The organism is Streptomyces sp. NPDC058701 (genome assembly GCF_042715295.1).
Taxonomy (GTDB): domain Bacteria; phylum Actinomycetota; class Actinomycetes; order Streptomycetales; family Streptomycetaceae; genus Streptomyces.
Window position 1 is genome coordinate 191,533 of the sequence record NZ_JBHXSY010000001.1, and the last position, 20,373, is coordinate 211,905.

Here is a 20,373-nt window from a genome sequence, read left to right on the forward strand (position 1 = left end):
CCTTCCTCACCTAACAAATGTTTGGTGGAAAGGTAGCTGATCCGTTCATGGGTGTCTCCACTTCCATCCCGGACAAGGGCGTCGCACGCGTCACCGTCGACTTCCCGCCCGTCAACGCCCTTCCCGTACGGGGTTGGTACGACCTCGCCGACGCCCTGCGCGCGGCCGGCCGCGACCCGGAGGTCCGGTGTGTGGTGCTCGCCGCCGAGGGCCGCGGTTTCAACGCGGGCGTCGACATCAAGGAGATGCAGCGCGATCCCGGCCACGCCTCCCTCATCGGTGCGAACCGGGGCTGTGACGAGGCCTTCGCCGCCGTGTACGAGTGCGAGGTGCCGGTGGTCGCCGCCGTGAACGGGTTCTGCCTGGGCGGCGGCATCGGGCTGGTCGGCAACGCCGACGCGATCGTCGCCTCCGACGACGCGACCTTCGGACTGCCCGAGCTGGACCGGGGCGCGCTCGGCGCCGCGACCCACCTGTCCCGCCTGGTCCCGCAGCACCTGATGCGCACCCTCTACTACACCTCGCGCACCGCGACCGCCGCCGAACTGCACGCCCACGGCTCGGTCTGGAAGGTGGTCCCGCCCGCGGAACTGCGCGCCGCGGCCCTGGAACTGGCCGCCGAGATCGCGCGCAAGGACGGCTACCTGATCCGCCTGGCCAAGGCCGCCATCAACGGCATCGACCCCGTCGACGTACGCCGCAGCTACCGCTTCGAGCAGGGCTTCACCTTCGAGGCCAACCTCAGCGGAGTGGCCGACCGGGTCCGTGACACCTTCGGGAAGGAAACGACCCCGTGACCGACAAGACGATGACCCCCGACGAGGTGGTCCGGCAGCTGCGCAGCGGAATGACCCTCGGCATCGGCGGCTGGGGCTCGCGGCGCAAGCCCATGGCGCTGGTGCGGGCACTGCTCCGCTCGGAGATCACCGATCTCACCGTGATCGCGTACGGGGGCCCCGACGTCGGCCTGCTGGCCGCCGCGGGGCGGATCCGGCGGCTCGTCGCCCCCTTCGCCACCCTGGACTCCATTCCGCTGGAGCCCCACTTCCGGGCCGCCCGCGAGCGCGCCGCCTTCGCCCTCACCGAGCTCGACGAGGCCATGTTCATGTGGGGCCTGCACGCCGCCGCGAACCGGCTGCCGTTCCTGCCCGTCCGGGCCGGCCTCGGCTCCGACGTGATGCGGGTCAACCCGGAGCTGCGGACCGTGACCTCCCCGTACGACGACGGCGAGGAGCTCGTCGCCGTCCCCGCCCTGCGCATGGACGCCGCCTTGGTCCACCTCAACCGCGCCGACCGCCTCGGCAACGGCCAGTACCTGGGCCCGGACCCGTACTTCGACGACCTCTTCTGCGAGGCCGCCGACGCCGCGTACGTCTCCTGCGAGCAGCTCGTCGAAACCGCCGAGCTCTCCAAGGCCGGCCCCCCGCAGTCCCTCCTCGTCAGCCGCCACTGCGTCACCGGGGTCGTCGAGACCCCGAACGGCGCGCACTTCACCTCCTGTGCCCCCGACTACGGCCGCGACGAGGCCTTCCAGAAGCTGTACGCGACCACCCCCTGGCCCGAGTTCGCCGCGCGCTTCCTCTCCGGCGCGGGCGAGCACGACTACCAGTCCGCCGTCCGGACCTGGCACGAGGAGCAGCAGTGAGCGCCCCGACGACCACCCGTGCCGAGTACTGCGTGATCGCCTGCGCCGAGGCCTGGCGCGGCGACGGGGAGGTCCTCGCCAGCCCCATGGGCCTGATCCCCTCCTTCGGCGCCCGTCTGGCCAAGCGGACGTTCTCCCCCGACCTGCTGCTGACCGACGGCGAGGCGATGCTCGTCGGGCTGGACGGCACGGCCGAGGGGTGGCTGCCGTACCGCCGCCACCTGGCGATGGTCACCGGCGGCAAACGGCACGTGATGATGGGCGCCAGCCAGATCGACCGCTTCGGCAACCAGAACATCTCCTGCATCGGCGACTGGGAGCAGCCGGCCCGCCAGCTCCTCGGCGTGCGCGGGGCGCCCGTCAACACCCTGAACAACCCGGTGAGCTACTGGGTCCCGAAGCACTCCCCCCGGGTGTTCGTCGCGCGCGTGGACATGGTCAGCGGGGTGGGCTACGACCGCGCCGAGGCGGCGGGCCCCTCGGCCACCCGCTACCACCGGCTCCCCCGGGTCGTCAGCGACCTGGGCGTCTTCGACTTCTCCGGGCCCGGCCACTCGATGCGCGTGGTGTCGGTGCACCCCGGGGTCACCGTGGAACAGGTCCGGGCGGCCACCGGCTTCGAGCTGGCCGCCGCGGACGAGGTCCCGTACACGCGGGAGCCGACCGCGCGGGAGCTGCGGCTGATCCGCGAGGTGATCGACCCCCGGGGCTCGCGCGACCGGGAAGTACGGGGCTGATCCGATGGAGACGGCGTTCACGAAGCTGGTCGGGGTCCGGTACCCGATCGTGCAGACCGGCATGGGCTGGGTGGCCGGGCCGCGCCTGGTGGCGGGCGCGGCCAACGCGGGCGCGCTCGGCATCCTGGCCTCCGCGACGATGTCCCTGGACCAGCTCCGGTCGGCGGTCCGCGAGGTCAGGTCCCGTACCCCGGAGGGGACCCCCTTCGGTGTCAACCTGCGCGCGGACGCCGGGGACGCGGCCGAGCGGGCCCGGCTGATCATCGACGAGGGGGTCCGGGTCGCGTCCTTCGCACTCGCCCCCTCCCCGGAGCTGATCGCGCTGCTCAAGGGCGCGGGCGTGGTCGTCGTCCCCTCCGTCGGGGCCCGCCGGCACGCCGAGAAGGTCGCCGCCTGGGGCGCCGACGCGGTGATCGTGCAGGGTGGCGAGGGCGGCGGCCACACCGGCGACGTGGCCACGACCGTCCTGCTGCCCCAGGTCGTGGACGCCGTGGACGTCCCGGTCGTCGCGGCGGGCGGCTTCGCCGACGGCCGCGGTCTGGTCGCGGCACTGGCGTACGGGGCCGCGGGCATCGCCATGGGCACCCGCTTCCTGCTGACCTCCGACTCCACCGTCCCGGACGCGGTCAAGGCGCAGTACCTGAAAGCGACGGTCAAGGACGTCACCGTCACCACCGCCGTCGACGGCCTCCCGCACCGCATGCTGCGCTCCGCGCTGGTCGACTCCCTGGAGCGGGCGGGCCGTACCCGGGCGCTGGCCCGGGCGGTCCGCCACGCGGCGGGCTTCCGGAAGGTCTCCGGCCTCACCTGGTCGCAGATGGTGCGGGACGGCCTGGCCATGAAACACGGCAAGGACCTGTCCTGGAGCCAGGTCCTGCTCGCCGCGAACACCCCCATGCTCCTCAAGGCGTCCATGGTCGAGGGCCGTACGGACCTCGGAGTCATGGCATCGGGCCAGGTCGCGGGGGTGATCGACGACCTCCCGTCCTGCGCGGAGCTCGTCTCCCGCGTCATGGCCGAGGCGTATGACGTGCTGGAACGGCTGCACGGCGCCCACCCCCCACACCCGCACCCGCACCCGCACCCGCACCCGCACGGCACCCTGCCTCCACCAGGGTGACCCCTTCTCCGTTACAGGAGTCGCATCAGATGAGCCGTGCCCGAATCCGTCTGGCGACCGCGGCGCTCGTCTCCGCCCTCGCCTTCGGGACCCTGCCCGCCTCCGCGTACGCGGCGGCGGGACCGGACGCCGGGGCCGGCGCCCGGCACCACGGGTCCCACCCGTCCGTAGAAACGATCCGCCACATCCCGCTGCAGGGCGCCGTCAACGTCCGGGACGTCGGCGGCCAGCACACCTACACCGGCGGCCAGGTCCGCCGGGGCCTGGTCTACCGCGCCGACGCGCTGAGCAAGCTGACCGCCGCCGACCTCACCGCCGTCTCCGGGCTGGGCCTGGGCAGGGTCCTGGACTTCCGCATCCCCATGGAGATCCAGTACGACGGCCCCGACCGACTGCCCGCCGGCCTCACCGCGACCCCGCGCCCGGTCAGCGACCTCGGTCTGTACGGAACCCTCGTCGCCGCCATCACCAGCGGCGATCCCGTGACCCAGGAGCAGATGCTCGGCAGCGGCCGCGCCGAGGCCTACATGCGCGACATCTACCGCACCTTCGTCACCAGCCCCGAGAGCCGGGCGCAGTTCGCGGCGACCCTACGGGAGATCGCCGACGGCCGGCAGGGCCCGGTCCTGTACCACTGCACCTCGGGCAAGGACCGTACCGGCTGGATGAGTTACGTGCTGCTGCGCGCCCTCGCCGTTCCCGAGAGCGCCGCCGAGCGCGACTACCTGGCGTCGAACACCTACCGCGCCGCGTACGACGCCCAGCTGCGGGCGGGCCTCAAGCAGTCCGGGCGGATGCAGAATCCGGACCTGCTGATCCCGCTCCAGGAGGTCCGCCAGGACTACCTGGACGCGGCGACGGCCCGGATGGAGGCCGAGTACGGCGGCTTCTACGGCTATCTCACGGACGGCCTCGGCCTGGACCTGCGGACCCTGGCGAAGCTCCAGTCCCGGATGGTCCGCTGACCGTTCCGCCCGGGTACGGCGAAACGCCGGGCGGCGCGTGTGCGCTGCCCGGCGTCCCGGTGTTCGTACGAGGTGCCCCGCCGTCAGGCGGACCGGCGCCGTGCCTGGCCCGGGCCACCGACGCGGCTGCGGGCCGAAGCCGCCGCCGCACCGCCGGAGGCGCCGCCCCCGGTACGCCGGCCGCGCTCGCCGGAGCCGGCGGCTGCCGCACCCTGGCCGCCCTGGCCGCGCCGGGCCTGGCCCGCGGCGGAACCGGCGCCCTGACCGGCGGCGCCGCCGCCCGTACGGCGTCCGCGCGTGCCGGCGGCCGGAGCCGCACCCGCGGCGGAACCGGTGCGCGGGCCGGCCGAGCGGCGGCGACCGCCACCGCCGGCGCCGTTGCCCGTGGCCGGCTTCGACGCGGAACGCTGCCGCGGCGGGGTCGGCTGCGGCACGTCCAGCACCACCGGGATGCCCGAGGGCTCCTTGGCGCCGGTCAGCCGGGCCAGCTCCTCGTCGGAGGACTTGATCTGGGCGGTGCGCGGGGAGATCCCGGCGTCCGACATCAGACGGGTCATGTCCCGCTTCTGGTCGGGCAGCACCAGGGTGACCACGCTGCCGGACTCGCCCGCACGGGCGGTACGGCCACCTCGGTGCAGGTAGTCCTTGTGGTCGGTCGGCGGGTCGACGTTGACGACGAGGTCGAGGTCGTCGATGTGGATGCCGCGCGCCGCGACGTTGGTGGCCACCAGCGCGGTGACCTCGCCCGTCTTGAACCAGTCCAGGGTCCGGTTGCGCTGCGGCTGCGAGCGCCCGCCGTGCAGGCCGGAGGCGCGGACGCCGTCCGCCAGGAGCTTCTTGACCATGCGGTCGACACCGCGCTTGGTGTCCACGAACATGATCACCCGGCCGTCGCGAGCGGCTATGCGCGTCGCCACGGCCTTCTTGTCGGTCTCGTCCATGACGTACAGGACGTGGTGCTCCATGGTGGTGACCGCACCGGCCGACGGGTCGACGGAGTGGCCGACCGGGTCGGTGAGGAACATCTTGACGAGCTTGTCGATGTTCTTGTCCAGCGTCGCCGAGAACAGCATCCGCTGGCCGTCCGACCGGACCTGCTTCAGCAGGGCGGTGACCTGCGGCATGAAGCCCATGTCGGTCATCTGGTCGGCCTCGTCGAGGACGGTGATCTCGACCTGCGAGAGGTCGGCGTCACCGCGCTCGATGAGGTCCTTCAGACGGCCGGGGGTGGCGACCAGCACCTCGGAGCCGCGGCGCAGGGCGCCCGACTGCCGGTTGATCGACATTCCGCCGACGACGGTGGCGATGCGCAGGTTGACGGCCGTGGCGTACGGGGCCAGCGCGTCGGTCACCTGCTGAGCGAGCTCGCGGGTCGGTACGAGGACCAGCGCGAGGGGAGCCTTGGGCTCCGCGCGGCGGCCCGCGATACGGGCCAGCAGCGCCAGGCCGAAGGCCAGCGTCTTGCCGGAACCGGTGCGGCCGCGGCCGAGCAGGTCACGGCCGACGAGCGAGTTCGGCAGCGTGGCGGACTGGATCGGGAACGGCGAGGTGACGCCTTGGGCGGCGAGGGTCTTCAGCAGCGCCTCGGGCATGTCCATGTCCTCGAACGCCTCGACCGGCGGGAGCGCCGGGGTCAGCGGTTCGGGCATGGTGAATTCCTGGGGCCTGGCCACGGGGGCGGACTTCTGCCGTCCCGCGCCAGCCTTCGGACGTCCCTGGGCCGCACCTCGGCCCCGGGTGGGGCGGCGGCTGGGTCGTGCGGAGCTGGAGCTGGTCATGCGGAAAACGCCCTCCTGAAACCGGCGGTGCAACAAGCAGTCGAAACAGCAGACAAGCCGGGGTCCGCACCTTCACGGTGCGGACCCCGGCGTGCTGATGACGTCAGTTGGCGGGGAGGATGTTCTCCGCCTGGGGGCCCTTCTGGCCCTGGGTGACGTCGAAGGACACGCGCTGGCCCTCCTGGAGCTCACGGAAGCCCTGGGTGGCGATGTTCGAGTAGTGGGCGAAGACGTCCGGGCCGCCACCGTCCTGCTCGATGAAGCCGAAGCCCTTTTCCGAGTTGAACCACTTCACGGTGCCAAGTGCCATTTTGAATCTCCTGAATAGGCGGCAAAGGGCCCCATCCGGAGATTCCGGCAAAACAATAAAAGCGCCTGTCGGAGCAATCCCGTCAGGCGCACATAAAGTTCATGGGTACCACAACTGCAACGAGCTCTAAGCTAGCACACGTCCGCGGGGGTGTGCGCCCGCGAGGGTGTGACCTGCGCCCTTCTCCTCGGGGAGCCCCGGCGGCGGTTGTCGGCGGCAGGGAAGGCGGGCGGAGCGCACAGGCCCCGCCCGACAAGGGTTCCGGGGCGTCCGGGCCCCTCCCGTCACCCGCCCGGCCCGGCCGCGGGGGACGTCCCGCGGCCGACGGAAAAAAATTCGTTCGGACGGTTGAGCGAAGGGTGAGCGGGCCGGGCGGCCCCGCCCGCCGGGGCCGGCCTGGAGCCGTTCGGGCCTAGAGCCGTTCGATGATCGTCACGTTGGCCTGGCCGCCGCCCTCGCACATGGTCTGGAGGCCGAAGCGGCCCCCCGTCCGCTCCAGCTCGTGCAGGAGCGTGGTCATCAGCTTCACGCCGGTCGCGCCGAGCGGATGGCCCAGGGCGATCGCGCCGCCGTTGACGTTGACCCGCTCCGGATCGGCCCCGGTCTCCTTCAGCCAGGCGAGGACCACCGGGGCGAAGGCCTCGTTGATCTCCACCAGGTCGATGTCCGCCAGGGACATGCCGGTCTTCTTCAGCGCGTACGCGGTGGCGGGGATCGGCGCCGACAGCATCCGGACGGGGTCCTCGCCGCGCACCGAGAGGTGGTGGATGCGGGCCCGGGGCCGCAGGCCGTGCTCCCGTACCGCCCGTTCGGAGGCGATCAGCATCGCCGCCGCGCCGTCGGAGACCTGGGAGGAGACGGCGGCCGTGATCGTGCCGCCCTCGACGACCGGCTTCAGGCCCGCCATCTTCTCCAGCGTCGTGTCCCGGCGGGGGCCCTCGTCCGCCGTCACGTCCCCGTACGCCACCGTCTCGCGGTCGAAGCGGCCCTCGTCGATCGCGCGCAGGGCCCGCCGGTGCGAGCGGAGGGCGAACTCCTCCATGTCCCGGCGGGAGATCCCCCACTTCTCGGCGATGAGCTGCGCGCCGTGGAACTGGTTCACGGGGGCGTCGCCGTAGCGCGCCCGCCAGCCCGCCGATCCGGCGTACGGCCCCTCGGTGAGGCCGAGGGGCTCCGCCGCCTGCCGCGAGGCGAAGGCGATCGGGATCATCGACATGTTCTGGGTGCCGCCCGCGACCACCAGGTCCTGGGTTCCGGAGAGCACGCCCTGCGCCGCGAAGTGCACCGCCTGCTGCGAGGAGCCGCACTGCCGGTCGACGGTGACCCCCGGCACCTCCTCCGGGAGGCCCGCCGCCAGCCAGGCGGTCCGGGCGATGTCGCCGGCCTGCGGGCCGACCGTGTCGAGGCAGCCGAAGACGACGTCCTCCACCGCCGACGGGTCGACGCCCGACCGCTCGACCAGTGCCTTCAGGACGTGCGCGCCCAGGTCGGCCGGGTGGACCGCCGACAGGCCGCCCTTGCGCCGTCCCACGGGGGTGCGTACGGCGTCGACTATGTAGGCCTCGGGCATCGGGACTCCTCTGGGTCGGTTACGTGCGCAGGGCGATCCCGTCCAGCACCATCGACAGGTACTGGCGGGCGATCTCCTCGGGACGGTGCAGGCCGCCCGGGCGGTACCAGGACGCCGCCACCCACACCGTGTCGCGCACGAAGCGGTAGGTGAGGCGGATGTCGAGGTCGGCGCGGAAGACCTTGGCCGCGACCCCCCGCTCCAGCGTCCCCAGCCACGCCTTCTCGAACTTCTGCTGCGAGTCGGAGAGGTAGTGGAAGCGGGGCTGTGCGGAGAGGGTGCGGGATTCCTTCTGGTAGATCGCGACGGCGGCGCGGTGCCGGTCGATCTCCCGGAAGGACTCGGTGACGAGGGCCTCGATGGTCTCCCTGGGGCCGAGTCCGGCGGCGAGGACGGTGTCGTAGCCCTCCCACAGCTCGGTCAGGAAGGCCGAGAGGATCTCGTCGAGCATCGATTCCTTCGAATCGAAGTGGTAGTAGAGGCTGCCGGCGAGCATCCCGGCGGCGTCGGCGATCTTGCGGACCGTGGTGGCGTTGTATCCCTGCGCGGCGAAGACCTCGGCGGCGACGGCGAGGAGTTCGCGGCGGCGCTCGGGCGAGGCGGTCACCTGCGGCTTCTTCGCGGCGGTCCGCTTCTTCCCGGCCGTGGGCCCGTTCTCGGCTGTCGGCTGGTTCGCGGCTTTCGGCTGGTTCGTTGGCACGCGCCCATTCTGGTCCTACGCGCGCTGGCTGCTGACCGAGACGGTCTCGCCCGTCATGTACGACGAGTAGCCGCTGGCCAGGAAGACGATGACGTTGGCGACCTCCCAGGGCTCGGCGTGGCGGCCGAAGGCCTCGCGGGCGGTGAGTTCGGCGAGCAGTTCCCCGCTGGTGACCTTCACCAGGTGCGGATGCATGGCCAGGCTCGGGGCGACGGCGTTGACGCGTACGCCGAACTCGGCCGCCTCCAGGGCCGCGCAGCGGGTCAGCGCCATCACCCCGGCCTTGGCGGCGGCGTAGTGGGCCTGGCCGGTCTGGGCGCGCCAGCCCACGACGGAGGCGTTGTTGACGACGACGCCGCCCCGGCCGGAGGCCCGGAACGAGCGCATCGCGGCGCGGGTGCAGCGGAAGGTCCCGTTCAGGGTGACGTCGAGGACGCGGGACCACTGCTCGTCGGTCATGTCGACGAGGGCTGCCGTGCCGCCGAGGCCGGCGTTGTTGACGACGGCGTCGAGGCGGCCGTGGGTCTGCTCGGCGAGCGCGAAGAGGGACCTCACCTGCTCCTCGTCGGTGACGTCGCAGGGCAGGGAGGTGACGCGGTCCGCGCCGAACTCGGCGGCGAGCGCGGTCTCGGTCTCCTTCAGGCGGCGTGCGTGGGCGTCGCCGATGACGATGCGGGCGCCCTCCTCCAGGAAGCGGCGGGCGGTGGCCCCGCCGATGCCGGCTCCGGCGGCGGCGGTGATGACGGCGGTGCGGCCGCTCAGCAGGCCGTGGCCGGGGACGTAGTCGGGCGCGGTCATGCACGTGCCTCCCGGGTTCCGGACCACGGTGCGAACTGCTCGACGCTGCTCATGGCCGTACGTTAACCTACCAAACACTTGTTAGGGAAGCATGTGCGGATGGAGGCGGACCTCTGATGGACCTGACCCAGACGGCGCGGACCCTGGCCTTCCGGGCGGAGGCCCGGGCCTGGCTCGCCGCCCACGTCCCGGAGGTCCCCCTGCCCTCCCTGGAGACGGCGGAGGGCTTCGCCGCCCACCGCGCGTGGGAGGCCCTGCTGCACGCGGACCGCTGGTCGGTGGTGTCCTGGCCCGAGGAGTACGGGGGCCGGGGCGCGGACCTCGTGCACTGGCTGGTCTTCGAGGAGGAGTACTGGGCGGCGGGCGCACCCGGCCGGGTCTCGCAGAACGGCATCAACCTGCTGGCCCCGACCCTCTTCGACCACGCGAGCGCGGAGCAGCGGGCGCGGGTGCTGCCCGCGATGGCGAGCGGCGCGGAGATCTGGGCGCAGGCCTGGTCGGAGCCGGAGGCGGGCTCCGACCTGGCGTCGCTGACCTCGCGGGCGGTCCGTACGGACGGCGGCTGGCTGCTGTCCGGACAGAAGACCTGGTCCTCGCGGGCCGCCTTCGCCGACCGCGCGTTCGGCATCTTCCGTACGGAGCCGGACCCGCCGAAGCCGCACCAGGGGCTGACGTACCTGATGTTCGACCTGCGGGCGCCGGGGGTGACGGTGCGGCCCATCGGGCGCCTGGACGGCAAGCCCGCCTTCGCGGAGCTGTTCCTCGACGGGGTGTTCGTGCCGGACCGGGACGTGATCGGGGAGCCGGGGCAGGGCTGGCGGATCGCCATGTCGACCACCGGCAACGAACGCGGCCTGACCCTGCGCGCTCCGGGCCGCTTCCTGGCGGCCGCGGACCGTCTGGTGGGCCTGTGGGAGGCGGCCGGCGATCCGGGGGACACGGCGCTGCGGGACCGGGTGGCGGACGCGGTCGTCGGGGCGCGCGCGTACGAGCTGTTCACCTGGGCGAACGCCTCGCGCTTCGCGGCGGGCCGGACGATCGGCGCCGAGTCCAGCCTGAACAAGGTGTTCTGGTCGCAGTACGACATCGCCCTGCACGAGACGGCGCTGGACCTGCTGGGGCCGGACGCGGAGCTGGCCGAGGGCGAGTGGGCCGAACCGTGGCTCTTCTCGCTGGCCGGGCCGATCTACGCGGGGACCAACGAGATCCAGCGCGACATCATCGCCGAGCGGCTGCTCGGCCTCCCGAAGGGCCGCCGCTGATGCGCTTCCTGCCGACCGACGAGCAGGCGGACTTCGCCCGTACGCTGCGCTCGCTGCTGGCCGCCGTCGACGTGCCGGGCGCGGTACGGGACTGGGCCGGCGGGCGGCACGGGCCCGGACGGGCGCTCTGGTCCGGGCTCGCGGACACGGGCCTGTTCGCGCTGGCCGTGCCGGAGGCGTACGAGGGTCTGGGGCCGCTCCCGTCGGAGCTGGCGCTGGGCTTCGTGGAGCTGGGCCGGGCGGGGGTGCCGGGGCCCGTGGTGGAGACGGCGGCCGCCTGCGTCCTGCTGGCGGCGCTGGACGAGCAGGCCCCGGCCGAACGGTTCCTTCCGGTGCTCGCCGGGGGCGGGGCCGCGGCGACGCTGACGCTGCCGGGCGGGAGCCCGTACGCCCTGGACGCGGACGCGGCCGCCTACTGCTTCACGGTGTCGGGGGCGGGCGAGCTCCGGCTGGCCGCGGGCGGCGGTCCGCTGCTGGCTTCGACGGACCCGGCCCGGCGGCTGTCCGTCCCGCCGACCGGGGGCGAACTCCTGGCCGCCGGGCCCCGGGTGCTGGAGGCGGCGCGGACGGCCGCGTGCTGGGCACGGCTGCTGACGGCGGCCCAGTGCCTGGGCGTCGGCGGGGCGCTGCTGGACCGGACGGTGGAGTACGCGAAGCAGCGCACCCAGTTCGGGGTGCCGATCGGCGGTTTCCAGGCGGTCAAGCACCGGCTGGCGGACACCCTGCTGGGGCTGGAGTTCGCCCGGCCGCTGGTGTGGGCGGCGGCGCTGTCGCTGGACCCGGCCGACGTGGCGGCGGCGAAGCTGACCGCCGGGGAGTCGGCGTACCGGGCGGCGATGACGGCGCTCCAACTGCACGGGGCGGTGGGTTACACGGAGGAGCTGGACCTGTCCCTGTGGCTGCGCAAGGCCCGCCCGCTGCGGGACGCGTGGGGGACGCCGTCGGCCTGCCGTGCGGAGGTCCTCGCGGCGCGCCGGAGGCGGTGAGGCGGGGGTGCCGCGGGCCGGGCTTCAGCGGCGCGGCGGGTCAGCGGAAGGCGTGCACGACCTCGATGCGGCCGACGATGTGCGCGTTGAACTCGGGCAGGTCCTCGGCGGGGACCCACAGCTCCAGGATCGTCTCGCCACCCGCCTGCCGGACCGGGTAGCGGGCCAGAAACGCGGAGTCGACCTCGAACCGGGTCACGAAGCCGGCGCCGTCGTGCGTGACGTTCCAGTCGCGGGCGATGCGGGTCGCGTAGTCCTCGTTGAGGACGGGGTAGAAGATCGGCTGCTCCGGGAGCCGCGGCGGCCAGGCCTTCCAGTCGGCGGCGCGGACCAGGTCGAGCTCGACGGGGCCCGTCGGGCGCCAGAGGGTGGTGGTGGACATCCGCCGAGGTTAGGGGGTGTCGCGCGGCCCGGCGAACGGGTTTCAGTACCGGGGCCTCCGCACCGAGTACCGGCTCAGGGCGGCCGTCTGGAGGACGAGCAGGGCGGCCGTGGCCACCGTCTGCCAGAGCGGCCGCGCCGGGCGCCCGCCGGGGGACCAGGCGGGGCCGTGGGGGTCGGCGGTCACCGTCAGCCGGGCGCCGACCGGCAGGTCGCTCGCCAGCGGGCCGGGCAGGTCGCGGCCGGACTCCGTACGCAGCCGCACCGACGGGGAGGATCCGGAGCCGTCCTCGGCCGTCGTGCGGGAGGTGACGACGGCCTGCTCCTCGCGGCCCCGCTCGTGCAGGACGTGGCGCTCCCAGGCGGCTCCCCCGGCCACCACGACCCCCACCGCGACGAGCGCGACGGCGGTGCGGGCGACGAACTCCGCACTGGTGCCGTGCGGTACGGCCGCTCCGATGACGAACACGGCGAGCAGCACCGGGATCCAGGGTCCCCCCGACCCGCGCAGCAGCAGGACGGCACCGAACTCGACTGCCAGGAGCAGGCAGTTGCGCAGCAGCAGGCCAGACATGGACACATCATGCACGCGCGGTACGGGGCCCGGCCCGGCGGGGCGACCCCCGGCCCGAAAACCGGTGGAGCCCCACTCCCGGAGGCCGTTACCGTGCTTCCGCCCGCAGTCGCCCCCGTCAAGGACGTGCCGTTGTACACCACGTGAGACCCCCCGAGCGCTGAACCGTCGCGCGTCGCACCTGTGCGCCGCGCTCCTTTTCGCTGCGGTCTTCTCACTGGAACCGGTGTACCTCTGTGTCCGAAACCTGGGCGGTCCTGCCCACCTGCCTGCCGACCCTCCTCCGCCGTTGCCACCGGTGCGCCTCCGGGCGCTTCCGGGCGGACGGGAAGTTCCGTCTCAACGCGCACCACAAGCTCCTCGACGCCTGGCTCCTCGCCCGGTGCGTCCGGTGCGGGGACACCACCCGGCTCACGGTCCTGGAGCGGGTGAACGTGCGGTCCGTACGGCCCGCGCTCCTGGACCTGCTGCACGGCAACGATCCGGGCCTGGCAGCCGAACTGCTCCAGGACCCGGCCGTACGGCGCCGCAACCGGGTCGCCCTCGACTGGGAGGGTGCCTGGCGCCTCGACACCGGCGCGCCGGACCGTCCGCGGCCGCCGGAGGGCGAGGCGGTCGAGGTGGCGGTCCGCTTCGCCGCCCCGATACCCGTGCGACCGGTGTCCCTGGTCGCCGAGGGGTTCGGCCTGTCGCGCGCCGGGGCCGAGGGGCTGCTCGCCGCCGGGAACCTCGTGTCGGCGGTCCGCCTGACCGGTCGGCGCTCGGGCGACTTCGCCTTCACGTTCAAGCGCTGAGCCCTCGCGGCCCCGGGCCCGTCCGGCGATATTCGATCGCCCGGACGGGCCACACCCCCTAGAGTCACCGTCAAGGGCGGGGTCGTAGCACAGAGGTAGTGCGCCTACACAGCATGGAGGAGGACGCCGGTTCGAATCCGGCCGCCCCGCCCCCCATTCCTTTCGGCTTCCTCTCGGCCGCCGCGCCCCGCTACGTGGCCGCCACCCAGCCCGCGGCGGCCGCCAGCGCGCTGGCCCCGGCCGGCAGCGGCAGGCCCAGGAAGCCGTGGAAGACCCCCGGATGGAGCTGGACGGCGCAGTCCACGCCGGCCGCCCCGAGGCGGCGCGCGTACGCCAGGCCCTCGTCCCGCAGTACGTCGCAGTCGGCGAGGACGATCAACGTACGGGGCAGGCCCGCCAGTTCGGCGTCGGGTGCGCGCAGCGGCGAGACGTGCGGGTGGACCGGGTCGCCGCCGTAGCAGTCCCAGTACCAGGCCATGTGGGCGGCGGTGTGGAAGTACCCCGTCCCGTACGCCGCGACCGACCCCGTGGCCGCCGACGCGTCCAGCGGCGGGTAGAACAGCAGCTGTCCCGCCACCAGTCCGGGCGCCCGCAGTGCGGTCACGGCGGCCAGGTTGCCGCCACTGGAGTCCCCCGCCACCACGACCCGTTCCGCGGCGCAGGCGAGCGCGGGTGCTTCGGAGCGGGCCCACAGCAGTACCGTCAGCGCGTCGTCGGCCGCCGCCGGCCAGGGGTGTTCGGGGGCGAGCCGGTAGTCGGCCGAGACGACGACCGCGCCCGAGGCCGCGGCCAGCCGCCGGCACAGCGCGTCATGGGTGTCGAGGCCGCACATCACCCAGCCACCGCCGTGGAGGAAGACGACGAGGGGCCGGCCGCCGGCGCCCGGCGCCGGATCGTACACGCGGACCGGGACGTCCGCGGCGGAGGTGTCGTACACCGAGGCGACCTGCGGGCCCCGGGGGCCGGGGACGGCCGCCGCCCGCAGGGCCGCCGCGTCGCCGGGGCCGGGGAAACCGGCGGCCATCGCGTCGCACAGCTGCCGGGCCGCCGGGGAGAGCGGGTCGCCCGCACCGGCGCTCATCGGGCCGTCATCCCGCCGTCGACGGTGAACTCGGCGCCCGTCAGGTACGAGGAGGCGTCCGAGCAGAGGAAGCGGACGAGTTCCCCGACCTCCTCCGGCCGCCCCATCCGGCCCAGGGGGACGTGCGACCAGTCCCGGCCCTCGACCGACCCGGCGACCATCGGGGTGTCGATCGCCCCGGGGTGCACGGAGTTGACCCGGATCCGGTCCCGGGCCAGGTCCAGGGCCGCCGAGCGGGTCAGCCCGCGCAGCGCGAACTTGGTGGAGCCGTAGGCGGCGTGGCCCGGTATCCCGACCAGTCCGGCGGTGGAGGAGATGTTGACGATCGAGCCGCCGCCCGCGGCCCGCAGCACCGGAGCCACCGCCTGGATGCCGAGGAACGGGCCCAGCAGGTTGACCCGCAGCAGCGCCTCGAAGTCCTCGGCCGTCTGCCGCTCCACGTGGGCGGTGCGCCACAGGGCCGCGTTGTTGACCAGTGCCGAGACCGTGCCGAAGGCCTCGACGGCCGCCTGCACCACCCCGGCCCAGGACGCGGCGTCGGCCACGTCGTGCCGTACGAACAGCCCCTGCCCGCCGAGCCCGGCGGCCACCTCCCGGCCCTCCTCCTCGCGCACGTCGGTGACGACGACCCGCGCACCGCCCTCCGCGCACAGCAGGGCCTCGGCGGCGCCCTGGCCGCGTCCGGCGCCGGTGATGACGACGACCTTCCCGTCCAGCGTGATCACGGCTCAGCCCTCCAGGGCGCGGAAGTGCGGGATGACCTTCTCGCCCCATTGGCGGATGGTCTCCATGCAGGCCTCCTGCGGGACGGTGCCCATCTGGATCAGGCACATGACCTCGTCGACGCCGATCTCGCGCAGCCGCTCCACGTAGGCGACGGCCGTCCCGGCGTTCCCGTAGGCATGGTCGGCGTTGTAGGTGCCGGTGTCGACGGGGCGGGCCGGCACGTTCGCCTCGTGCAGGCGGGCGACGAGTTCCTCCCGGCCCCTGGCGAGGGCTCCCGCGTGTTCCTCGGCGGAGGTGTCCTCGGCGTACCCGGTGGGTGCGGGGCCGCCGCCGTACCAGTGCGCGATGGACTCGGCGAAGAAGCGCTGCCCCCGGGTGCCCAGGCGCAGCGCCCGCTCGGCGTCGTCGAGGACGATGGTCGGGCAGAGGGCCGAGAAGTGGTCGTTGACCACGGTGGAGACGAACCGGCCGCCGTCACGGGCCGCGACGGCCCCGTCGTAGACCGTGCGCATCGCGCGTACGTCGTCGGCGCCCGCGAAGCCCATCACCAGGGCGCCGATGCCCAGTTCGGCGGCGAGCCTGAGGGTGTCGTGCCTGGAGCAGGCCATGAAGAGCGGCGGGTGCGGGTCCTGGACCGGGCGGGGCAGGATCGCGCCGGGCCCGATGTCGAGGGAGCCGTGCCACTCGAACTCCGGCTCCCGCCAGGCGGCGGCGAAGATCCGCAGCGCCTCCTCCGTCTGCGGCTGCGTGTCCTCGGGCCGCACCCCGAACATGGACATCTCCCGGCGGGTGGCGCCCCGCCCCGCCCCGATGTCGACGCGGCCGCCGGAGAGGACGTCGAGCATCGCGGCGCGTTCGGCGACGCGGACCGGGTGCTGGTAGCCGAAGGGCATGGTGACCACGCCGTGGCCGATGCGGATCGTCCGCGTCCGGGCGGCGACCCAGGTCAGGAAGATCTCCGATGCGGTCAGGTGCGCGTACTGGGTGAGGGCGTGGTGCTCGACGGCCCAGATCCGGTCGAAGCCCATCTCCTCGGCGAAGACGGCCTGTTCGACGCAGTCGTGGAGGACCCGGCGCTCCCGTTCCGGGGTCGGGTCGACGAGCTGCGCCTCGAAGATCATCGAGAACTTCACGGAGCCTCCGGATTTCCTGGATGTATTTCGATTAGAAATATTCCTAGCAGTCATGGCCTGTCGGGGGAAGGGCCGTCGCGGACACCGGTCGTAGACTGCGCTGCGTGGCAGACGAGACGAACAGGCGCACGCTCCCCGCGACCAGCTGGGCGGTGCTCGGGCTGCTGTCCTTCGGGGAGGAGCTGTCCGGCTACGACCTGAAGAAGTGGTCGGACCGGTCCTTGAAGTTCTTCTACTGGAGCCCCTCCTTCAGCCAGATCTACAGCGAGCTCAAGCGGCTGGAGGGTGCGGGGTACGCCTCCTCGCGCCTGGTCGCCCAGGAGACCGGCACCCGCGACAAGCGCGTCTACCGGATCACCGGGGACGGCATGGCGGCCGTACGCGAGTGGGCCCGGGAGGCAGCCGTCGACCCGCCCGTCCTGAAGCACGGGCCGATGCTCCGGCTGTGGCTGGGCCACCTGCTGGAACCCGCCCAGATGCGCGAGGTCCTCGTCCGGCACCAGGAGTTCGCGGAGGACATGCGGCTGCGCGCGGTCGCCGACGCGCAGAGCGCGCAGGGAGAGCCCGCGTGGGCCTACCCCGCCCTCACCCTCAAGTGGGCCGAGCGGTACTACGCCTCCGAGCGCGACCTCGCGGCCGCCATGCTCGACGACATCGAGGCGGCGGCGGCCGAGCGGGCCGACCGCCCGTAACGGCGCCGGGGGCGCGGCCCGTGGCGGTCACCCCTCCGCCCCGGGATGCGCACGGATGTTCACCGGCGCCGGCCGGCGCGTCCTCCCGTACCCTCGGCCCCATGACGGGCAGTGCGATGGACCTCCGCAAGGTCGAGGAAACGGCTCCGGCGCTCGTGAGCCTGTACAAGAGCGCCGGGGTCTCCCTGCGCAAGTACGGCCTGGAGGGCGGGCGCGCCTCGGTCTACCTGGTCCTCGACTACTCGGGGTCGATGCGCCCGTACTACGACGACGGCAGCGTCCAGGCCCTCGCCGACCGGGTGCTGGGGCTGTCGGCGCATCTGGACGACGACGGGCGCGTCCCGGTCGTCTTCTTCTCCACCGAGGTCGACGCGGTGGAGGAGGTCTCCCTCGCCGGGCACGAGGGCCGGGTCACCGAGATCGCCTCACGGCTCGGTCACATGGGCAAGACGGCCTACCACGCGGCGATGGACGCGGTGATCGACCACTACCTGGACTCGGGAGCCACGCGGCCCGCCCTCGTCGTGTTCCAGACGGACGGCGGGCCGATCAACAAGCTCGCGGCGGAGCGGTACCTCTGCAAGGCGGCCCGGCTGCCGCTCTTCTGGCAGTTCGTCGGCTTCGGCAACACCCGCAGCTCGCAGTTCGACTTCCTGCGCCGGCTGGACGAGCTGCCGGTCCCGGGCCGGCGCGTCGTGGACAACGCGGGCTACTTCCACGCCGGCCCCGACCCGCGCTCCGTCGCGGACTCGGAACTGTACGACCGGCTCGTCGGGGAGTTCCCCGCCTGGCTGCACGCGGCCCGGCGGCTGGGCATCACGGTGGCCTGAGGGGTTTCATGGCGGCATGACGATCACCAACTGGGCGGCCTTCGAGAAGGCAGAGCCGGAGTTCGCGACGGCGGTCCGGAACCGCTTCGCGCAGTACCCGCACCACGTCCTGGCCACCCTCCGCAAGGACGGGTCCCCCCGGGTGGCCGGACTGAACGTCGACATCCGCGGCGGGGAGCTGTGGCTCGGCATGATGCCGGGCTCGATGAAGGCCAGGGACCTCCAGCGCGACCCGCGCTTCGCCCTGCACACCAACCCGGGCGCGGGCGAGACGATGCCGGACGGGGACGTACGGGTCTCCGGGCGGGCGGTCGAGGTCATCGACCCGCCCGAGCTGCACCGGTACGCGGAGGAGACGGCCTCGGAGTCCCCGCACCCCTTCCACCTCTTCCACGCCGACCTGACGGAGGTCGTCCACATCGGCGTGGCGGGCGAGGACCTGGTGGTGCGGTCGTGGACCCCGGCGGGCGGTCTGCGCACCATCCGCCGGGGCAACGACGACGAGCCGGCCCGGGAGGAGCCGAGGGACCCGGCCGACGGGTGACCGCCGGCCGGGCCGGAGACCGCCTAGCTGAGCGGCGGGAGCGGCGGAAGGATTCCTCCGGTCCCGGTCCCGGTCCCGGTCCCCAGTACGGAGGGGTCCACCTCCACCCGGTTCCGGTCGATGTTGATCGTCACCCCGCCGTACGAGGCGTCGTGGTCGCCGCGGAACTGGTGGGCCCGGCGCGGCCCGGCCCACTGGGCGGTGTTCTTCGGCAGGCCCATGTCGGCGTCGGAGACGGAGGCCGTCCCGTTCCACCGGGCGACCCACAGCACGTCGGGCATGGCCTCGCGGGCCTGCTGGTAGTGGGCGCTCAGGGCCTTGACCCCGGAGCTCGCCGAGACGTAGGCGGCGGACAGGTAGCGCAGTTCGTGCAGCCGGACCGTCCAGGCGGTCAGGTAGGCGACGACCGGGGCGTCCCAGGTGGCGCGGTCCGAGTAGTTCTCCAGGTCGTTGTAGAGGACGGTGCCCTCGGGCAGGCCCAGCGACCGGGCCGCGGCGACCGCGCCGTCCGCGGCGGAGCGGCCCTGCGCGTCCGCCTCGGAGGGATCGGTGGACAGGCCGGTGCTGGCACTGTGCCAGGGCTGCGGACCCACCCAGATCGGCATCAGGTGCCAGCCGGCCTGGGCCTGCTTGCGCACCCAGCCGGCGGTGAGCTGCGGCTGGGCGCAGGCGCGGGCGCGGCCCCCGATGTAGATGCCGACCGCGCCGAAGGGGGAATCGGCCCGCCACGTGTCCATGGACCGCTGGGTGGGCGCGGTGCAGGCGTCGAAGCCCTGGCCGGTGAAGGGCTCCTGGGCGGTGCGGAGCGCCGGGAGCGCGAGGGCGGCGGTCGCGGGCGGCGGACCGGCGGGGCCCGCGGCGGCCGCGCCGGCGACGGTACGGGCCCGGGCCAGGACCGCCCGTACGGTGTCGGGCGCGAGCCCGTAGGAGACGGTGGCCATGATCCCGGAGCGGCGCAGGGCGTAGCGCAGCTCGTTGCTGTCGGAGCGGGGCGGGACCTCGGGCAGGGCCTTCACGGACTCCGCGGCGACGGTCGGTACGTCGGCGCGCGGCGGGGCTCCGTCGAGGGGTTCGAGGTGCAGGGTGTCGGCCCGGCGGACGGCCGCCCGGCCGGTGCAGTCGGCCTGGGTCCCGGCGTGGCCGAGGTACAGGGTGGGCAGGTCGAGGCGCAGGCAGGCGCCGGGGTTCCGGTCGAGGTCGACGACCCGCCAGTCGGCGGGGACGGAGAGCCGCAGCCCGCGGTAGTCGACGGTCCTGCCGTCGCCGGCGGCGTTCGGGGTGGCGGTGGCGGTGGTGAGCGGGAGGGGGAACAACAGGGCGGCTCCGAGGAGGCCGCTCAGCAGCGTTCGGGTGGGGGCCATGGTGCCGATAGGTACCAGACGGCGGCGCGGGCGCCGTGCTGGCGGGGCGGGGCGCGCCGGGGCCGACGACGGAGCGGTACGCGCGCGGCGCGTGCGGCGGCCGGCGCGAGTGCGACGCTGTGGCCGTCGCCGGCCCTGCTGGCAGGCGCCTACCTGACGGGCCGGCCGGTGACCCGGGCGCGGGGGCGGCGCTGTGACGGCGGGGCCGGCGCCCGGCGGAGGCGGGCGGCCCCCGACTCCTCACGGGCCTGGCGAACTGTTCCCCCCGCCCCCGGCCGGGCCGGCAAGCTCCCCTACGAGTTCGCGCCCGATGCCTGGCCTGACGCCTGACGCCTGACCCGGCCCCGAACGCCACAGCGCCCGCCAACCCTGGTCGGGGACATGGC

Annotated in this window: 22 protein-coding genes and 1 tRNA gene; 12 read left to right on the forward strand and 11 right to left on the reverse strand. The window is 73.8% G+C overall.

The window, feature by feature from the left end:
- Nucleotides 1–47: 47 nt before the first annotated feature.
- The 5 genes from ACFWW8_RS00895 to ACFWW8_RS00915 are packed head-to-tail and all read left to right on the forward strand — an operon-like array spanning nt 48 to nt 4,467.
- A complete protein-coding gene (locus ACFWW8_RS00895) occupies nt 48–797 on the forward strand; it encodes an enoyl-CoA hydratase family protein (protein ID WP_386521806.1) in 750 nt (249 codons plus the stop codon).
- Nucleotides 794–1,645, forward strand: a complete 852-nt coding sequence (locus ACFWW8_RS00900) for a CoA transferase subunit A (RefSeq protein ID WP_386521808.1) — start codon at nt 794–796, stop codon at nt 1,643–1,645. The genes ACFWW8_RS00895 and ACFWW8_RS00900 overlap by 4 nt, the downstream gene beginning before the upstream one ends.
- Nucleotides 1,642–2,382 (forward strand): CoA-transferase subunit beta, encoded by a 741-nt coding sequence (locus ACFWW8_RS00905; protein WP_386521810.1) that lies wholly within the window; start codon nt 1,642–1,644, stop codon nt 2,380–2,382. Before ACFWW8_RS00900 ends, ACFWW8_RS00905 begins: the two co-directional genes overlap by 4 nt.
- A gap of 4 nt (nt 2,383–2,386) precedes the next feature.
- Nucleotides 2,387–3,502: an NAD(P)H-dependent flavin oxidoreductase gene (locus ACFWW8_RS00910; protein WP_386521812.1), complete on the forward strand. Its 1,116-nt coding sequence runs from the start codon at nt 2,387–2,389 to the stop codon at nt 3,500–3,502.
- A gap of 29 nt (nt 3,503–3,531) precedes the next feature.
- A complete protein-coding gene (locus ACFWW8_RS00915) occupies nt 3,532–4,467 on the forward strand; it encodes a tyrosine-protein phosphatase (RefSeq protein WP_386521815.1) in 936 nt (311 codons plus the stop codon).
- A gap of 83 nt (nt 4,468–4,550) precedes the next feature.
- Here the strand turns inward: ACFWW8_RS00915 and ACFWW8_RS00920 are convergent, their stop codons facing one another.
- The 5 genes from ACFWW8_RS00920 to ACFWW8_RS00940 all read right to left on the reverse strand — a co-directional run bounded on the left by ACFWW8_RS00920 (nt 4,551) and on the right by ACFWW8_RS00940 (nt 9,623).
- Nucleotides 4,551–6,245 (reverse strand): DEAD/DEAH box helicase, encoded by a 1,695-nt coding sequence (locus tag ACFWW8_RS00920; protein ID WP_386521818.1) that lies wholly within the window; start codon nt 6,243–6,245, stop codon nt 4,551–4,553.
- A gap of 103 nt (nt 6,246–6,348) precedes the next feature.
- Nucleotides 6,349–6,555: a cold-shock protein gene (locus ACFWW8_RS00925; protein ID WP_030707191.1), complete on the reverse strand. Its 207-nt coding sequence runs from the start codon at nt 6,553–6,555 to the stop codon at nt 6,349–6,351.
- A 412-nt stretch (nt 6,556–6,967) separates the two neighbouring features.
- Nucleotides 6,968–8,125, reverse strand: coding sequence for an acetyl-CoA C-acetyltransferase (locus ACFWW8_RS00930; protein ID WP_386521820.1), 1,158 nt, complete (start codon nt 8,123–8,125; stop codon nt 6,968–6,970).
- A 19-nt stretch (nt 8,126–8,144) separates the two neighbouring features.
- Nucleotides 8,145–8,732, reverse strand: coding sequence for a TetR/AcrR family transcriptional regulator (locus tag ACFWW8_RS00935; RefSeq protein WP_386522205.1), 588 nt, complete (start codon nt 8,730–8,732; stop codon nt 8,145–8,147).
- 108 nt (nt 8,733–8,840) lie between these two features.
- Complete coding sequence (locus ACFWW8_RS00940; protein ID WP_386521823.1) at nt 8,841–9,623, reverse strand: SDR family oxidoreductase; 783 nt, start codon at nt 9,621–9,623, stop codon at nt 8,841–8,843.
- A gap of 116 nt (nt 9,624–9,739) precedes the next feature.
- On the opposite strand from ACFWW8_RS00940, the gene ACFWW8_RS00945 reads away from it, so the two are divergent.
- Both ACFWW8_RS00945 and ACFWW8_RS00950 read left to right on the forward strand, forming a co-directional pair.
- Complete coding sequence (locus tag ACFWW8_RS00945) at nt 9,740–10,885, forward strand: acyl-CoA dehydrogenase family protein (protein ID WP_386521825.1); 1,146 nt, start codon at nt 9,740–9,742, stop codon at nt 10,883–10,885.
- On the forward strand, nt 10,885–11,871 hold the full coding sequence (locus ACFWW8_RS00950; RefSeq protein WP_386521827.1) for an acyl-CoA dehydrogenase family protein: 987 nt from the start codon (nt 10,885–10,887) through the stop codon (nt 11,869–11,871). Before ACFWW8_RS00945 ends, ACFWW8_RS00950 begins: the two co-directional genes overlap by 1 nt.
- A gap of 40 nt (nt 11,872–11,911) precedes the next feature.
- Here ACFWW8_RS00950 and ACFWW8_RS00955 read toward each other — a convergent pair whose 3' ends face one another.
- Together ACFWW8_RS00955 and ACFWW8_RS00960 are read right to left on the reverse strand one after the other, a co-directional pair.
- A complete protein-coding gene (locus ACFWW8_RS00955) occupies nt 11,912–12,253 on the reverse strand; it encodes a hypothetical protein (RefSeq protein ID WP_386521829.1) in 342 nt (113 codons plus the stop codon).
- Nucleotides 12,254–12,295: 42 nt separating this feature from the next.
- On the reverse strand, nt 12,296–12,826 hold the full coding sequence (locus ACFWW8_RS00960) for a hypothetical protein (RefSeq protein ID WP_386521832.1): 531 nt from the start codon (nt 12,824–12,826) through the stop codon (nt 12,296–12,298).
- 236 nt (nt 12,827–13,062) lie between these two features.
- Here ACFWW8_RS00960 and ACFWW8_RS00965 point away from each other — a divergent pair, with 236 nt between their 5' ends.
- The gene (locus tag ACFWW8_RS00965) at nt 13,063–13,620 is read left to right on the forward strand and encodes a DUF1062 domain-containing protein (protein ID WP_386521835.1); all 558 of its coding nucleotides are present in this window, start codon (nt 13,063–13,065) and stop codon (nt 13,618–13,620) included.
- 74 nt (nt 13,621–13,694) lie between these two features.
- Nucleotides 13,695–13,776 (forward strand) — tRNA-Ala (locus ACFWW8_RS00970).
- Nucleotides 13,777–13,810: 34 nt separating this feature from the next.
- On the opposite strand, the gene ACFWW8_RS00975 is transcribed toward ACFWW8_RS00970, so the two are convergent.
- From ACFWW8_RS00975 to ACFWW8_RS00985, 3 genes are read right to left on the reverse strand one after another with little or no spacing between them, the layout of a single operon-like run.
- Nucleotides 13,811–14,701 carry an alpha/beta hydrolase gene (locus ACFWW8_RS00975; RefSeq protein ID WP_386521838.1) on the reverse strand — a complete coding sequence of 297 codons (891 nt, stop codon included), beginning with the start codon at nt 14,699–14,701 and terminating at the stop codon, nt 13,811–13,813.
- Entirely contained in the window at nt 14,698–15,426 is a 729-nt protein-coding gene (locus ACFWW8_RS00980; RefSeq protein ID WP_386521840.1) for an SDR family NAD(P)-dependent oxidoreductase, read from the reverse strand. Before ACFWW8_RS00980 ends, ACFWW8_RS00975 begins: the two co-directional genes overlap by 4 nt.
- Nucleotides 15,427–15,429: 3 nt before the next feature.
- Nucleotides 15,430–16,560: an LLM class flavin-dependent oxidoreductase gene (locus tag ACFWW8_RS00985; protein WP_386521841.1), complete on the reverse strand. Its 1,131-nt coding sequence runs from the start codon at nt 16,558–16,560 to the stop codon at nt 15,430–15,432.
- Between the two features lie 95 nt (nt 16,561–16,655).
- Here ACFWW8_RS00985 and ACFWW8_RS00990 point away from each other — a divergent pair, with 95 nt between their 5' ends.
- The 3 genes from ACFWW8_RS00990 to ACFWW8_RS01000 all read left to right on the forward strand — a co-directional run bounded on the left by ACFWW8_RS00990 (nt 16,656) and on the right by ACFWW8_RS01000 (nt 18,626).
- The gene (locus tag ACFWW8_RS00990) at nt 16,656–17,252 is read left to right on the forward strand and encodes a helix-turn-helix transcriptional regulator (RefSeq protein ID WP_386522208.1); all 597 of its coding nucleotides are present in this window, start codon (nt 16,656–16,658) and stop codon (nt 17,250–17,252) included.
- A gap of 101 nt (nt 17,253–17,353) precedes the next feature.
- Nucleotides 17,354–18,082 (forward strand): VWA domain-containing protein, encoded by a 729-nt coding sequence (locus ACFWW8_RS00995; RefSeq protein WP_386521842.1) that lies wholly within the window; start codon nt 17,354–17,356, stop codon nt 18,080–18,082.
- A 16-nt stretch (nt 18,083–18,098) separates the two neighbouring features.
- On the forward strand, nt 18,099–18,626 hold the full coding sequence (locus ACFWW8_RS01000) for a pyridoxamine 5'-phosphate oxidase family protein (protein ID WP_386521845.1): 528 nt from the start codon (nt 18,099–18,101) through the stop codon (nt 18,624–18,626).
- A 23-nt stretch (nt 18,627–18,649) separates the two neighbouring features.
- Here ACFWW8_RS01000 and ACFWW8_RS01005 read toward each other — a convergent pair whose 3' ends face one another.
- The gene (locus ACFWW8_RS01005; protein ID WP_386521848.1) at nt 18,650–19,987 is read right to left on the reverse strand and encodes a DUF1906 domain-containing protein; all 1,338 of its coding nucleotides are present in this window, start codon (nt 19,985–19,987) and stop codon (nt 18,650–18,652) included.
- Nucleotides 19,988–20,373 lie beyond the last annotated feature (386 nt).